At 69.7% G+C, this 13,915-nt stretch carries 12 protein-coding genes and 2 pseudogenes; 8 read left to right on the plus strand and 6 right to left on the minus strand.

Going from position 1 to position 13,915, the window contains the following annotated elements:
• Window positions 1–58: 58 nt before the first annotated feature.
• Entirely contained in the window at window positions 59–460 is a 402-nt protein-coding gene (locus tag EGK76_RS03075; RefSeq protein ID WP_096299275.1) for an HU family DNA-binding protein, read from the minus strand.
• Between the two features lie 129 nt (window positions 461–589).
• Window positions 590–1,006, minus strand: a complete 417-nt coding sequence (locus EGK76_RS03080; protein ID WP_158613437.1) for a DUF2784 domain-containing protein — start codon at window positions 1,004–1,006, stop codon at window positions 590–592.
• 110 nt (window positions 1,007–1,116) lie between these two features.
• On the opposite strand from EGK76_RS03080, the gene EGK76_RS03085 reads away from it, so the two are divergent.
• On the plus strand, window positions 1,117–1,551 hold the full coding sequence (locus tag EGK76_RS03085) for an OsmC family protein (RefSeq protein WP_123831612.1): 435 nt from the start codon (window positions 1,117–1,119) through the stop codon (window positions 1,549–1,551).
• A gap of 68 nt (window positions 1,552–1,619) precedes the next feature.
• A complete protein-coding gene (locus EGK76_RS03090) occupies window positions 1,620–2,333 on the plus strand; it encodes an alpha/beta fold hydrolase (RefSeq protein WP_123831613.1) in 714 nt (237 codons plus the stop codon).
• A gap of 217 nt (window positions 2,334–2,550) precedes the next feature.
• On the opposite strand, the gene EGK76_RS03095 is transcribed toward EGK76_RS03090, so the two are convergent.
• Both EGK76_RS03095 and EGK76_RS03100 read right to left on the minus strand, forming a co-directional pair.
• On the minus strand, window positions 2,551–3,429 hold the full coding sequence (locus EGK76_RS03095; protein ID WP_123831614.1) for a PhzF family phenazine biosynthesis protein: 879 nt from the start codon (window positions 3,427–3,429) through the stop codon (window positions 2,551–2,553).
• Between the two features lie 39 nt (window positions 3,430–3,468).
• Window positions 3,469–4,341 (minus strand): PhzF family phenazine biosynthesis protein, encoded by an 873-nt coding sequence (locus EGK76_RS03100; RefSeq protein WP_123831615.1) that lies wholly within the window; start codon window positions 4,339–4,341, stop codon window positions 3,469–3,471.
• Window positions 4,342–4,482: 141 nt separating this feature from the next.
• Here EGK76_RS03100 and EGK76_RS03105 point away from each other — a divergent pair, with 141 nt between their 5' ends.
• The 5 genes and pseudogenes from EGK76_RS03105 (at window position 4,483) to EGK76_RS03120 (ending at window position 10,366) form a co-directional block, all read left to right on the plus strand.
• Window positions 4,483–7,074 (plus strand): bifunctional aspartate kinase/diaminopimelate decarboxylase, encoded by a 2,592-nt coding sequence (locus tag EGK76_RS03105; RefSeq protein WP_123831616.1) that lies wholly within the window; start codon window positions 4,483–4,485, stop codon window positions 7,072–7,074.
• Window positions 7,071–7,457 (plus strand): annotated as a pseudogene (locus EGK76_RS15775) (endonuclease domain-containing protein); the annotation flags it as partial. The gene EGK76_RS03105 and the pseudogene EGK76_RS15775, both read left to right, overlap by 4 nt.
• Before the next feature lie 138 nt (window positions 7,458–7,595).
• A pseudogene (locus EGK76_RS03110) lies at window positions 7,596–8,573 on the plus strand (endonuclease domain-containing protein); the annotation flags it as partial.
• On the plus strand, window positions 8,554–10,017 hold the full coding sequence (gene murD / locus EGK76_RS03115) for a UDP-N-acetylmuramoyl-L-alanine--D-glutamate ligase (protein WP_123831618.1): 1,464 nt from the start codon (window positions 8,554–8,556) through the stop codon (window positions 10,015–10,017). The pseudogene EGK76_RS03110 and the gene murD, both read left to right, overlap by 20 nt.
• A 121-nt stretch (window positions 10,018–10,138) precedes the next feature.
• Window positions 10,139–10,366 carry a DUF5808 domain-containing protein gene (locus EGK76_RS03120; RefSeq protein WP_123831619.1) on the plus strand — a complete coding sequence of 76 codons (228 nt, stop codon included), beginning with the start codon at window positions 10,139–10,141 and terminating at the stop codon, window positions 10,364–10,366.
• Between the two features lie 16 nt (window positions 10,367–10,382).
• Here the strand turns inward: EGK76_RS03120 and EGK76_RS03125 are convergent, their stop codons facing one another.
• On the minus strand, window positions 10,383–11,381 hold the full coding sequence (locus EGK76_RS03125; protein ID WP_123831620.1) for a polyprenyl synthetase family protein: 999 nt from the start codon (window positions 11,379–11,381) through the stop codon (window positions 10,383–10,385).
• Window positions 11,382–11,558: 177 nt separating this feature from the next.
• Here EGK76_RS03125 and EGK76_RS03130 point away from each other — a divergent pair, with 177 nt between their 5' ends.
• Entirely contained in the window at window positions 11,559–12,074 is a 516-nt protein-coding gene (locus EGK76_RS03130; protein ID WP_123831621.1) for a single-stranded DNA-binding protein, read from the plus strand.
• Window positions 12,075–12,166: 92 nt separating this feature from the next.
• Here EGK76_RS03130 and EGK76_RS03135 read toward each other — a convergent pair whose 3' ends face one another.
• Window positions 12,167–13,894: an oligopeptide:H+ symporter gene (locus EGK76_RS03135; RefSeq protein WP_233580140.1), complete on the minus strand. Its 1,728-nt coding sequence runs from the start codon at window positions 13,892–13,894 to the stop codon at window positions 12,167–12,169.
• Window positions 13,895–13,915: the final 21 nt, after the last annotated feature.

Below are 13,915 nucleotides of genomic sequence, written 5' to 3' on the forward strand. Positions count from 1 at the left end.
CAAACGAAATCGGGACGGCCAAGGCCGTCCCGATCGATACCTGCGTGTTGCGCCCGGATCAGGCGGCCGCGTCCTTGAGCTTCTTGAGCGGGCGCACCTTGACCTTGACCGAGGCGGGCTTGGCGGCGAACCACTGCTCTTCCTTGGTGAAGGGGTTGATGCCCTTGCGCTTGGGCTTGGCCGGCACGCTTACCGAGGTGATCTTCAGCAGGCCGGGCAGGGTGAAGGAGCCGACGCCCTTCTTGCTGACGGAACCGTGGACGGCGCCTTCGAGCGCGGAGAACACCGAGCGCACGTCCTTCGGCGCGAGACCGGTGGATTCGGCGATGTGAGCGACCAGGCCCGACTTGCTCAGGGCTTCCTTGATCGGCTTCGGTGCGGCCGGCTTGGCGGCAGCGGCCTTCTTCGGCGCAGCCTTCTTGGCCGGGACTTTCTTGGTGGAGGCCTTCTTCGTTGCCATGGGTCTTTGGTTCCCTCGTCGGATTTGGGTTGAGATGTCCTGGCCGTTTCTAGCCGGCTAGCGGAATGTAGGGCATCGCGACAGCCTGCGCCACTGGGAAACTGCAAAAAACACGGGCTTTTTGCAGCCCTAGCCGGGGTCCCGCCCAGGTCGGCGGGGCGGCCACCGGAACCATGCGCCTGCGACGATGGCGGCAAGCACGCTGTAGGCCACCACGAAGCTCCACCAAGGCGCCTCGAAGAACAGCAGTTTCGCCAGCCAATGGGCAATGAAGGATTCGCTGTAGGACGACTGCCCTGCGTGCGCGCGCAGCGACTGCTCCCAGATCGTCAACGGGCACAGGCGGCCGAGCCATGCCTGCAGGGCGATGACGCCCACCAGCGCCACGTGCAGCCGGCGCAGCCATGGCCGTCGCACCCAGTGCCAGCCGCGTGGCCCGCCGATCGGCAGTGCGAGCGTCATGCCGACGACGAACGCCGCGATGCCCACATGCACCGCGAGCACGAGATCGGCGAGCGTGGCAGCGAGCGCGGGTGGCATATCCATGCCTGCGATCATGCGCGCCCGCCGCATGCCGGTGTTGCGTCGCATCACCCGGACGCGCGCGTAACGCGGTCCGCGCTATGGTCTGCGCCCAAGTATCGAGGAGCACACGCATGGGTATTTCGCGCCACGCCATCGCCCGCTGGACCGGCGACCTGAAATCGGGCAAAGGCACGCTGTCGACGCCCCAGAGTGGCCTGCTCGACGACACCCGCTATGCGTTCAGCACCCGCTTCGGCGACGAGAAGGGCACCAATCCCGAAGAGCTGATTGCCGCCGCGCACGCGGGCTGCTTCACCATGGCGCTTTCGGCCAAGCTCACCGAGGCGGGTTTCCCGCCCGAGTCGCTCGAAACCCGCGCCGACGTCGATCTGTCGATGGACGGCGGGCCCCAGCTCAGTGCGATCCGCCTGAAGACACGCGCCAGGGTGCCGGGCATCGAGCCGGCGAAGTTCCGCGAGCTCGCCGACGATGCCAAGCAGAACTGCCCGGTGTCCAAGGCGCTGTCGGCAGTGCCGCTGTCGCTCGACGCCGTACTCGAAGGCTGAGCAAACGGTCTTCCCGCGCCGCGCCGCTCCTGGGCGCGGCGTTTTCGTGTCCGACAACCGGAACCTCCATGTCCACGAACCCGCCCGCCTGCCTGCTGATCCACGGCGCCGGCGGCGACGCCTGGGAGTGGACGCTGTGGCGCGAGGTGTTCGCGGCGGGAGGCGTCCATGCCGACGCGCTTTGGCTCGTCCCGGGCGCAGGCGGGCTTGCGGCCACGCGCTTCGACGATTACCTGGACCAGGTATGCGCGGCGCTGGGGCGCCTGCCGCGGCCACGGGTCGCGGTGGGTGCCAGCCTCGGCGGATTGCTCGCGGCCTGCGCCGCGGGGATGGCGGACGCGCTGGTGCTGGTCAATCCGCTGCCACCCGGGCCCTGGCATACGCAGCTGCCTGCACGGCAATGGCCCGCGATCGTGCGCTGGGGGTCTGGCGCGCGTCTGGCGGGCACGCGCCGCGCGCTCGCCGACGCCGACCCCGCGACCGTCATCCAAGCGATGCGAGGCTGGCGCGACGAAAGCGGCGAGGTGCTGCGGGCCGCGCACGCCGGTATCGATGTGGCGCCTCCCCAGGTTCCGGTCCTGTGCATCGTTTCGCGCGTGGACGAGGACGTGCCGCCGGCGACGACCCGTGCGCTTGCCGCATCGTGGCAGGCGGATCTTCTGGTCAGCGAGGCCCGCAGCCACGTCGGGCCGTTGCTGGGCACCGCCGCTGCGGACACCGCGCGCCAGGCCTACGACTGGATCCGCAGGCGGGCGGTTCCAATGGGCCCGCCAAGCCCCTGATCACGGCAGAGGGGCATCGGGACCCGCAGGCCCGCGACCGGTCGAGTTCACCAGGCCAGGTCCCGAGGCCGGGCCGGGATGCGCTCGACAGGCACGCTGCGCACAAGGTCTGCGACGAGCGATTCCCGCGCCACTGCGACGCGCGTGCGGCGACCAGCCCCGCGCCGGCCCGCCCGGAACCCGCATGCGCTTCTTTGCCTGCGCGCTAACCGCGCGGTCAGCGCCAGTCGATCGTGCCGCGCACCACGGTCTGCACGCGGCCGCCGGACCAGACGTCGCCATTGCCGTCCACGTGCAATTCGATGATCGCGTCGTGGCCCACTTCGCGGCCCTGGCTGATGCGATAGCGGCCGTCCTGGCCGGGCAGGGCGTCGCGCTCGGCGAGCCACGCGGCCAGGGTCGCATTGGCCGCGCCCGATGCGGCGTCCTCGAAATGGCCGGTCGCGCCGACGAAGGCGCGCACCGCGAGGTGGTGCACGGGATCCTCCGAGCGCGCGAACGCGCACAGTCCCATGCTGCCCGTCGCCTCGGCCAGTGCACCGATCGCAGCCCAGTCCGGGGACACCGCGCGCAGCTGCGCTTCGCTGGCGAGTTCGGCCAGCCACCAGCGGCGGCCGCCGTCCATCAGCACGGGCGGCAGCGCACCGAGCGGCATCCCGGCAAGCGCCTCACGCAGGCGCGGATCGTCGGCGGTGGCGGTTTCCACCACCGACGCGCGCGGCGTGCGTACCGCGATGGTGCAGGTCTCGCCTTCGCCGACGACTTCCAGTGGCAGCTTGCCGGCGATGCCGTCCTGAATCAGGTGCCCGTCGCGTGGCGCAGCGATGCCGCTTTCGAGCACGACGTGCGCGGTACCGACACTTGGGTGTCCGGCGAACGGAACTTCGCGCCGCGGCGAGAACATGCGGATGCGGTAGCCGGCATCGTCCGAATCCGGGGGAAACACGAACGTGGTTTCCGGCAGGCGCGTCCAGCGTGCGATGGCCTGCATCGCGGCATCGTTGAGCCCCTCGGCATCGAGTACCACGGCCAGGGGGTTACCGGCACCGGGCCGGTCGGCGAATACGTCCACCTGGACGAAGCGGCGGGAAGTCATGTTCAGGGCGTCACGCGGCGCGACAGTGTAGCGGTCGGCTCACCAGTCGAAGGTCCCGCGGACCACGGCCTGCACCGCGCCGCCGATCCAGACCTCGCCATCCGCATCGATCTCGACGCAGACCCGGCCGTCGCGTCCCAGCTCGCGCCCCTGGCTGGCGACATAGGAGGTTCCGATTCCGCCGGGGCGGTCGCCGGCGTGCAGCCATGCGGCGATCGCGGCGTTGGCGCTACCGGTCACCGGATCCTCGGGGATGCCATCGGCGGGGCAGAAGGCACGCACGGCCAGTGCGTGGTCGGCGTCGTGCGCGCGGCCGAACACCGCCAGGCCGACCGCGCCGGTGGCGACGCAGAGCGCTGCGATGTCCGCCAGCGGCGGCGCAAGGCCGCGCACGACCGCGGCTTCACCCAGATCCACGCACCACCACAGCGGGCCGTTGTCGAGCAGCGCATGCGGCGCATCGGCATTGCCGAGCGCGCGCAGCACCGCCGCAAGGTGGTCGGCCCCGTCCTGCGGCGCGGCCAGTACCCGCGCACGAGGCGCGCGCACGCTCGGCAGCACGCGGCCGTCGGCCGCGTCGATCCGCACCGGCAGCAGGCCGGCGCCGCATTGCTGGACCAGCCTGCCGCCCGCACCGCGCGCGAGCCCCTGGTCGAGCGCCGCCCAGGCGGCGCCGACGCTCGGATGACCGGCGAACGGCAGCTCGCGGCCCGGGGTGAAGATGCGCACGCGGTAGTCCGCGCCGGTGCCGGGCGGCAACAGGAAGATCGTTTCCGACAGGTTGGTCCAGGTGGCGATCGCCTGCATCGCGGCCCCGTCGAGCCCCTCGGCATCGACGACGACCCCCAGGGGATTCCCGGCGCCGGGCCGGGCGGCGAAGACGTCGAGCTGCAGGTAGCGGCGGCGGATCATGGGCATCTCGGGCGGGGAGGGTTGCTTTAGAATCGCCGGTTCACGCGCGCGGCTCCAGATCAGGGTGGCCGGTACCCGTTTCCGGGGCCGGCCCGCGCGAGGCGCATGCCGCGTCAGCCCACCGTCCGAGACCCCATTTCGATGCAATCCCCTTCCGACGATCGTTGGATCGTGCTCAAGTTCGGCGGCACTTCGGTGTCGCGCCGCCACCGCTGGGACACCATCGGCCGGCTGGCGAAACGCCGGGCCGCCGAGCAGGATGCGCGCGTGCTGGTGGTGGTCTCGGCGCTGTCGGGCGTGACCAACGAGCTGACCGCGATCGCCGATGGCGCGGTGGATGCGGCCGCGCGGATCGTCGCGCTGGTCGAGCGTCACCGCCGATTCGCGGGCGAACTCGACCTCGATCCCGACCTCGTGCTGGGCGGGCGTCTGGCCGCGCTGCAGGCACTCGCGTCGGATCCCCGTGCAGCGGCACGCACGCTCGCCTGGCAGGCCGACGTGCTCGGGCAGGGCGAACTTCTGTCCTCGACGATCGGCGCGGCGTATCTGGCCGCGCAGGGGCTGGATTTCGGCTGGTGCGATGCGCGCGACTGGCTCGACGCGCTCGATCTGCCCAACCAGAGCGACTGGGCCGCGCGGCTTTCGGTAAACTGCCGGCGCGAGCCCGACGGCGGCTGGCGCGCGCGTTTCGCCGCGCAGGCGCCGCGGATGCTGCTGACCCAGGGCTTCATTGCCCGCCACAGCGACGGCGGCACGGCGATCCTCGGGCGCGGCGGCTCCGATACCTCGGCTGCCTACTTCGGCGCACTGCTGGGCGCGCGCCGCGTGGAAATCTGGACCGACGTGCCGGGCATGTTCAGCGCCAACCCGCGAGATGTGCCCGATGCGCGCCTGATCACGCGGCTCGACTACGCCGAAGCGCAGGAGATCGCGACCACCGGCGCCAAGGTGCTGCATCCGCGTTCGATCAAGCCCTGCCGCGACGGCGGCGTGCCGATGGCGATCCTCGACACCGAGCGCCCGGACCTGCCCGGCACCGCGATCGACGCGAGTGCCGAGCCTGTGCCGGGGGTCAAGGCGATCAGCCGTCGCAACGGCATCGTGCTGGTGTCGATGGAAGGCATCGGCATGTGGCAGCAGGTGGGGTTCCTTGCCGACGTGTTCGAGCGCTTCAAGCGCCACGGCCTGTCGGTCGATCTGATCGGCTCGTCGGAGACCAATGTCACCGTTTCGCTGGATCCGAGCGAAAACCTGGTCAGCACCGACGTGCTGGCGCGGCTCTCCGATGACCTTGCCGAGGTGTGCCGGGTCAAGGTCATCGCGCCGTGCGCGGCGATCACGCTCGTCGGCCGCGGCATGCGTTCGCTGCTGCACAAGCTGTCGGATGTCTGGGCCACCTTCGGCCGCGAACGCGTGCACCTGATCTCGCAGTCGTCGAACGATCTCAACCTGACCTTCGTCATCGATGAAGCCGACGCCGACGGCCTGCTGCCGGTGCTGCACGCGGAGCTGATCGAAAGCGGGGCGATGCCGGTGTTTGATGAGACCGTGTTCGGCCCGAGCTGGCGCGAGATCGCACACGGCCGCCGCGAGCGTGCGCCGCAGTGGTGGCAGGGCGCGCGCGAATCGCTGCTGGCGCTGGCCGAGCCCGGACGGCCGCATTACGTCTATCACCTGCCGACCGTGCGCGAACGCGCTGCAGCGCTCGACGCGGCGACTGCCATCGACCGCCGTTTCTACGCGATCAAGGCCAATCCGCATCCGGCGATCCTGCGCACGCTGGTCGATGCCGGCTTCGGCCTCGAATGCGTGTCGCAGGGCGAACTCGACCATGTGTTCGAGGTGCTGCCGGATCTCGATCCCGCGCGCGTGCTGTTCACCCCGAGCTTCGCGCCACGCGCCGAGTACGCGGCCGCGTATGCGCGCGGCGTTACCGTGACAGTCGACAACGTCGAAGCACTGCGCAACTGGCCCGAGGTCTTCCGTGGCCGCGATCTGTGGCTGCGCCTCGATCTCGGCCGCGGCGACGGCCACCACGCGAAGGTCGTCACCGGCGGCGCGGCGTCGAAGTTCGGGCTGGCGCTGGGCGCGTTCGATGCGTTCTTGCTCGCGGCCGCAGAGGTCGACGCGCGCATCACCGGCATCCATGCGCACCTGGGCAGCGGTATCGAGACCGTCGCCCACTGGCGCGAGGTCTACGCCGAACTGGCCGGGTTTGCCGATTCGGTCGGCACCGTCGACACCATCGATATCGGCGGCGGTCTGCCGATTCCGTATCGCCCCGACGACGTGCCGTTCGACATCCCTGCCTGGGCCGCGGGCCTGGCGGCGATCAAGGCCGAGTACCCGCGCTATCGCCTGGCGATCGAACCAGGCCGCTACCTCGTCGCCGAGGCTGGCGTGCTGCTGACGACCGTCACCCAGGTGGTCGACAAGCTGGGTACGCGCCGCGTCGGGGTCGACGCAGGCATGCACAGCCTGATGCGGCCGGCGCTGTACGACGCCTGGCACGGCATCCACAACCTGAGCCGGCTGGATGATCCTGACGGGGCTACGGTCGAAGTCGTCGGCCCGATCTGCGAATCGAGCGACGTGTTCGGCACGCGCCGCCGCCTGCCGGCCGCCACGCGCGAAGGCGACACCGTGCTGATCGCCGACGCCGGCGCCTACGGCTTCGTCATGGCCAATACCTACAACCTGCGGACATTGCCGCAGCAGGATGTTCTGGAATGAGTGTTGTCTTCGACCGCGATGCGGTCCGCAGCTTCCGCTTCGTCGACTGCGATCTCGATGCCGCGACCGGTGTCGCGCGCCTGCGCTATGCCTTCGACGACGGTCCCGAGCTGGTCGAAACCGTGACCGTGCCGGGCGCGCCGTTCGAACTCGACGCCGCGCGCGCGCAGGCCGCCACGCAGGCACTGCGTCTGCTGCACCTGATCGCGGGCGTCAGTTATTACAAGGCCGCCGTGCCGACCGACATCCGCGTCGACGGCTATTCGATCGATGCTACCACCGCCGCGCTGCTCGAGGATGTCTACGAGCAGGGGCTGGGCGAGTTCGCGTATCGCAACGGCCTGGACCTGCACGGCAAGATCCGTTTTCCCGCGGAAGAAGCAACTCTCGCGCCGGCGGGAGAGATCGACGCGCGTAGCGTGTCGGATGGGGGCGCGGTGCCAGGCGCTGCCCTCACCCGGCCCTCCGGGCCAGCTTCTCCCAATGGGAGCAGGGCGTCAGGAGCCGCAGCAGGCAGCGGCGCTCCCAGGTTGGGTCTGCGCACGCATGCGCTGGTCGCGATCGGCGGTGGCAAGGATTCGCTGGTGTCGATCGAAGCGCTGCGCGCGTTGGGCATCGAGCAGACCGTCAGCTGGATCGGCGGCTCGCAGCTGATCCGCGTATGCGCCGAGCGCACCGGCCTGCCGACCCTGAACATCGGCCGGCAGATCGCGCCGCAGCTGTTCGACTACAACCGCCAGGGCGCGTGGAACGGCCACATTCCGGTCACTGCCATCAACTCGGCCATCCTCGTGCTGGCCGCCGTGCTGCACGGCGTGGACCAGGTGGTGTTCTCCAACGAACGCTCGGCCAGTTACGGCAGCCTGATCAAGGATGCGTCGGGTGGCGAGACGCGCGAAGTGAATCACCAGTGGTCGAAAGGCTGGGCGTTCGAACGCGCGTTCGGCGATCACGTGCAGGCGCGCGTGGCCGCGGACCTGCACTACTACTCGCTGCTGCGGCCGTTGTCGGAGCTCGCGGTCGCGCGCCAGTTCGCGAAGACCGATCGCTACGACGCGTATTTTTCCAGCTGCAACCGCAATTTCCATCTGCTCGGCGAGCGCCCGGTGAACCGCTGGTGCGGGATCTGCCCGAAGTGCCATTTCGTGTTCCTGGCACTGGCGCCGTTCATGCCCAAGCCACGGCTGGTATCGATCTTCGGGCGCAATCTGCTCGACGATCCGACGCAGGCACCGGGCTACGACGCACTGCTCGAATACCAGGACCACAAGCCCTTCGAATGCGTCGGTGAAGGCCGCGAGTCGCGCGCGGCGATGGCGGCGCTGGCCAAGCGCCCGGAGTGGCGCGAGGACGCGATCGTTGCGCGCTTCGCCCGCGAGATCATGCCGCAGCTCGATACCGAGGCGCTCGATATCGCGCCGCTGCTGGTCGTTGAGGACGACGCGCACCGCGTGCCGGAACCGCTGTGGGACCGCCTGCGTGCGCATCTCGCAGCTTGAGGCGATCGCCGCCGACGGCGGCCGAATCGCACTGTGGGGCTGGGGCCGCGAAGGCCGGGCGGCATACGCGGCGCTGCGTGGTGCGCACGGGCCGCAACCGGTGCAGGACGGAGGTCCATCCGCCCTGCACCGGGATCCGCGACGCCTGCCCTTGACGGTGTTCTGCGCCGAAGCCGAAGCGGCTGACGTCGAAGCGCTCGGTGACCCGATGTTGCAGGTCGAGACCCTGGCCAGCGCCGAGCAGCTCTCCGCGTTCGATGTGGTCATCAAGTCGCCGGGCATCAGCCCGTATCGCCCAGAGGCGCGTGCCGCCGCCGCGCGGGGCACGCGCTTCATCGGCGGCACCGCGCTGTGGCTCGCCGAGCGCGCCGCGCCTGGCGCGGTCGCCGCCGGCACGATCTGCGTCACCGGCACCAAGGGCAAGAGCACGACCACCGCGCTGCTCGCGCATCTGTTGCGCGTGCACGGCCTGCGCACGGCACTCGCCGGCAACATCGGCCTGCCGCTGCTGGAACTGCTCGATGCGCAGGCGGACGCCTGGGCGATCGAACTGTCGAGCTACCAGACCGGCGACGTCGCCTCGAGTGGCGTGCGCCCCGATATCGCGGTCGTCACCAACATCTTTCCCGAGCATCTCGACTGGCACGGCAGCGAGGCGCAGTACATCGAGGACAAGCTCAGCCTTCTGACCCGCGCGCGGCCGCGCATCGCCGTGCTCAACGCCAGCGACCCGCGACTCGCCGCGCTGGCGCTGCCGGACAGCGAAATCCACTGGTTCGGCAGGCCCGAAGGCTGGCATCTGCGTGGCGATGTCCTGCATCGCGGCGATACCGCCGTGATGGATACCTCGGGCCTCCCGCTGCCAGGGCGGCACAACCGCGGCAATCTCTGCGGCGTGCTGACCGCGATCGAGGCGCTGGGCATCGATGCCACGCCGCTGGCGGCGGCCGCCGTCGATTTCGTGCCGCTGCCGCATCGCCTGCAGCCGCTGGGCACGCGCGATGGCGTGCTGTGGGTCAACGATTCGATCAGTACCACGCCCCACGCGAGCCTCGCCGCGCTCGATGTCTACCGGGATCGGCGCGTCGCGCTGCTGGTCGGCGGCCACGACCGCGGCCTGGACTGGCAGGCATTCGCGGACGCGATGCGCAGCGGCGCACCGCACGCGATCGTGACGATGGGACAGAACGGACCGCGCATCCATGATCTGCTGGCGCCGCTCGCGCGCGACGCCGGTTTCCAGCTGTCGGCCGCCGACGATCTCGAATCGGCGACCGCGCAGGCACGCGCCGCACTTGGCGGCGAGGGCGTGTTGCTGCTGTCCCCCGGCGCGCCCAGTTTCGGCGCCTATCGCGACTACACCGCGCGCGGCCGCCATTTCGCCGCACTGGGCGGATTCGATCCGGATGCGATCACGGCGATTCCGGGGATCGGCATCGCCTGACGCGACGCCGGCGGTCCGGCGTCTGGCCGGCTCCATCGCCGGCTTTCCGTATTCCGTCGCATGGCCGCAGCCGCGCGGCGCAGTGCTGCCAGACTGGAGGTCCATCGAACAGGAGGTCGACATGGATCGCAGCGAACGCAACGCACGCGTCTGGCAGAACCCGGGCAACTGGATCGGCCCGCGCTGGCTTGGCCTCTACCGGTCCGCGGACGATGACCGGCTGTGGGTGCCGAAGGTGCCGCGCGCGATGGGCTGGACGGTCAATCTCGCCCGGCCGGCCAGCGCGATCGCTCTGATGGCACTGGTGATCGCGGTGCTGTCGCTGGCGTACTTCCTGGTCGGTCCCTGAAGGCACCGCCTCCGGATCAGTGCCCGCGTTCGACCGCGTAGCGCGCGAGGCCGCGCAGCGCGGCGACGGCTTCGTTGTCGCCGAGTCCGTCGAGTGCGCGCTCGGCGGCCTGTGCATATTCCAGCGCCCGGGCGCGGCTGTAGTCGAGGCTGCCGGCGGCTTCGATGGCGGTCAGCACTTCGGGCAGCGCGCCGGTATCGCCGGTCTCGACGATGGTCCGCAGGCGCGCGCGCAATTCCGGCGCGGCCTGCGCCATCGCATGGATCAGTGGCAGCGTGGCCTTGCCTTCGCCGAGGTCGTCGCCGAGGTTCTTGCCCAGTGCATCGGCATCACCCGAATAGTCGAGCACGTCGTCGGCGATCTGGAACGCGTAGCCCAGCTGCATGCCGTAGTCGAACAGCGCCTGCTGCGTGGCCTCGTCGGCGCCCGAAGCGAGCGCACCCAGGCGGGTGCCGGCGGCGAACAGCACGGCGGTCTTGCGTTCGATGACGTTGAGGTAGGCGGCCTCGTCGGTATCGGGGTTGCGCACGTGCAGCAGCTGCAGTACCTCGCCCTCGGCGATGCGGTTGGTGGTGTCGGCGAGGATGCGCATCACCGGCATGCGGTCGAGCTCGACCATCAGCTGGAAGCTGCGCGAATACAGGAAGTCGCCGACCAGCACGCTGGCCGCATTGCCCCAGATCGCATTGGCGGTGCTGCGGCCGCGGCGCAGGTCCGATTCGTCCACCACGTCGTCATGCAGCAGGGTCGAGGTGTGGATGAACTCGACGATCGCCGCCAGCTGGTGGTGTTCGGCGCCGACGGTGCCGGTCGCGCGGCCGGCCAGCATCACCAGCATCGGCCGCAGGCGCTTGCCGCCGGCCGAGACGATGTGTTCGGCCACCTGGTTGATCAGCACCACGTCCGAGGCCAGCCGGTCGCGGATCAGCGCGTCGATGGCGGCCATGTCGCCGGCGGCGAGGGCCTGGATCGCCGGCAGGTCGAGCCTGTTGGCCTGGTGGGCGACGTTGTTCATGCGGGATCCGGGTCAGACAGACCGGGAATTATAGGAGAGCCCCGACATCGACGTGCGCCCGGCGCCCAGCCCGCCGTCCGTCGTGCGCGGACGGCGGGCGATGGGCCGGTATAATCTGATGCTTCACGCGTACCCCAACGCCGGCCGGCGCGCCCGGCGCAAATCCAAGGAATCCTCATGGCCCGCGGCATCAACAAAGTGATCCTGGTCGGCAATCTCGGCAACGACCCGGAGACCAAGTACACCCAGGGCGGCATGGCCGTGACCACGATCAGCCTCGCCACGACCAGCGTGCGCAAGGACAAGGACGGCAACCAGCAGGAGCGCACCGAGTGGCACCGGGTGAAGTTCTTCGGAAAGCTGGGCGAGATCGCCGGTGAGTACCTGCGCAAGGGCAGCTCGGTCTATGTCGAAGGCTCGATCCGCTATGACAAGTTCACCGGACAGGACGGGGTGGAGAAGTACTTCACCGACATCGTCGCCGACGAGATGCAGATGCTCGGCGGCCGTGGCGAAGGCGGTGGCGGTGGCGGTGCCAGTGGCGGCAACTACGAGCGCGGCAACCGCCCGCAGCGCTCGGGTGGCGGCGACGCCCCGCAGCAGCGCGGTCCCGCACCCGCGCGCCAGCCGGCACCGCAGCAGCAGCGTCCTGCGCCGATGGACGACTTTTCGGACGACGACATCCCGTTCTGATCGACCGGCCGGCACGATCCACCGCAGACCCCCGAGCGATCGGGGGTTTCGCGTATCAGGGATCGGCATCCGCAATATCGCGACGGGCGTTGTCAGCGCACCCCGTGCATCCAGCGCCGCGCCAGCGGCGTCAGCACGAAGTAGGCGATGCCCGAGCCGACCCCGATCCACAGCATCAGCTGGAACATATCGGCATAGCGCGTGGCTGCGGCGGCCATGTCGAAGTTCGCGCCTTCCGGCGTCTCCATCGAGGTCAGCTTGCCGAACTGCGCGGCCAGCACTTCCGAATATGCGGTCGCCAGCCAGAACGCCCCCATCATCAGGCCGACCACGCGCGCGACCGACAGCTGGGTCACCGCCGACAGGCCGATCGGCGACAGGCACATTTCACCCAGTTCCAGCAGGAAATACGCCAGTACCAGCCACCACACGCTGGCGGGCAGGCCGCTGCCCGCCGATTGCGCGGCCAGCATCAGCGGCACGAACGCGAGACCCGCGAACACCAGGCCGATCGCCATTTTCGCCGGCTTGCTCGGATTGAGCCCGCGGCGGTCCAGCCACGGCCACAGCCACGAGAACACCGGCGCCAGCACGACGATGAAGAACGCGCCGAGGAAGGTCAGCGAGCCCGCGGTCTGCGGCACCAGGACGACGTCGTGGACCAGCGCGATCGCCAGCGCGGCCACCATCGTGATGACGGCCGTCTTCGCCACGCCGCCATTGCCGCGGTCACTGGCGCGCAGCGCGGTCACCATCAGGAACGGGCTGCTGGCGAGCGCGAAGATCGCCCAGGGAATGCCGGGCCGGTAATCGCCGGGCGTCAGCCCGAACAGATCCTTGGTCAGCATGCGGTCGGTGAACGTGATCCAGGACCCGTAGGTCTGCTCGTACAGGGTGAAGAAGATCAGCACGCCGCCGATCAGCAGCACCAGCGCCAGCATCTGCTGTCGCTCGACCTTCGTGCAGTGGCGCGCCAGGAACCAGACGAACCACACCGCGAGCGAGACGGCGATCAGATGCATCGCCCCGTGCACGGTCCAGGTGCGCTGGATCAGCTGCCAGACCAGCAGTGCGCCGGCGACACTGCCGAGATAGATCCACCACTCGCGCGAGAGCGGACCGACGCGTTGGCGCAGCTTCGCCGGATCATTCGGTTCGGCCAGGCCGTAGAGATACTTCTGGCCCCAGATGAAGACGACCAGGCCGGCGATCATGCCGATGCCGGCCGCGCCGAAGCCGTATTTCCAGCCATAGGTTTCGCCGAGGAACGCGCAGACCAGGCTCGCGAACAGGGCGCCGACGTTGATGCCCGCGTAGAACAGCGTGAATCCGGAATCGCGACGCGGATCATCAGGCGCGTAGAGCCTGCCGACGATCGTCGAGATGTTGGGCTTCAGGAACCCGACGCCCATGATGATCAGGGCCAGCGACAGATAGAACACCTGCAGCGCCGTCTCGTCGCGGACGAGGACGCCGTCGACGATGCGCGCCTGCTCACCCTCGAAGGCCATGCCCATGTGCCCGAGCACCAGCAGCACGCCCCCGAGCACCACGGCCTTGCGCATGCCCAGATACCGGTCGGCCAGCAGCCCGCCGATCACCGGAACCGCGTAGACCAGCCCGCCGTAGGCGCCGAGCAGATCGAAGCCGGCGTCGTCGCCGAACAGGTGGTACTTGAGGATGTAGAGCAGCAGCAGCGCCTTCATCCCGTAGAACGAGAAGCGCTCCCACATCTCGGTGAAGAAGCAGACGAAGACGCCTTTGGGGTGGCCCAGGAAGTCCGCGCGCGACGGGGCGGAGGAAGCGGAAACAGCGCGCAATGCCGTCATCCGGGGCGGGAG

It is taken from the genome of Luteimonas sp. 100069, assembly GCF_003813845.1.
GTDB classification, from domain to species: Bacteria; Pseudomonadota; Gammaproteobacteria; order Xanthomonadales; family Xanthomonadaceae; genus Luteimonas; species Luteimonas chenhongjianii.

Excerpts from the sequence above, each read along its gene's own strand:
- EGK76_RS03075 (WP_096299275.1), bottom strand. The coding sequence starts at position 460 with ATGGCAACGAAGAAGGCCTCCACCAAGAAAGTCCCGGCCAAGAAGGCT.
- EGK76_RS03080 (WP_158613437.1), bottom strand. The coding sequence starts at position 1,006 with ATGGATATGCCACCCGCGCTCGCTGCCACGCTCGCCGATCTCGTGCTC.
- EGK76_RS03085 (WP_123831612.1), top strand. The coding sequence starts at position 1,117 with ATGGGTATTTCGCGCCACGCCATCGCCCGCTGGACCGGCGACCTGAAA.
- EGK76_RS03090 (WP_123831613.1), top strand. The coding sequence starts at position 1,620 with ATGTCCACGAACCCGCCCGCCTGCCTGCTGATCCACGGCGCCGGCGGC.
- EGK76_RS03095 (WP_123831614.1), bottom strand. The coding sequence starts at position 3,429 with ATGACTTCCCGCCGCTTCGTCCAGGTGGACGTATTCGCCGACCGGCCC.
- EGK76_RS03100 (WP_123831615.1), bottom strand. The coding sequence starts at position 4,341 with ATGATCCGCCGCCGCTACCTGCAGCTCGACGTCTTCGCCGCCCGGCCC.
- EGK76_RS03105 (WP_123831616.1), top strand. The coding sequence starts at position 4,483 with ATGCAATCCCCTTCCGACGATCGTTGGATCGTGCTCAAGTTCGGCGGC.
- EGK76_RS03120 (WP_123831619.1), top strand. The coding sequence starts at position 10,139 with ATGGATCGCAGCGAACGCAACGCACGCGTCTGGCAGAACCCGGGCAAC.
- EGK76_RS03125 (WP_123831620.1), bottom strand. The coding sequence starts at position 11,381 with ATGAACAACGTCGCCCACCAGGCCAACAGGCTCGACCTGCCGGCGATC.
- EGK76_RS03130 (WP_123831621.1), top strand. The coding sequence starts at position 11,559 with ATGGCCCGCGGCATCAACAAAGTGATCCTGGTCGGCAATCTCGGCAAC.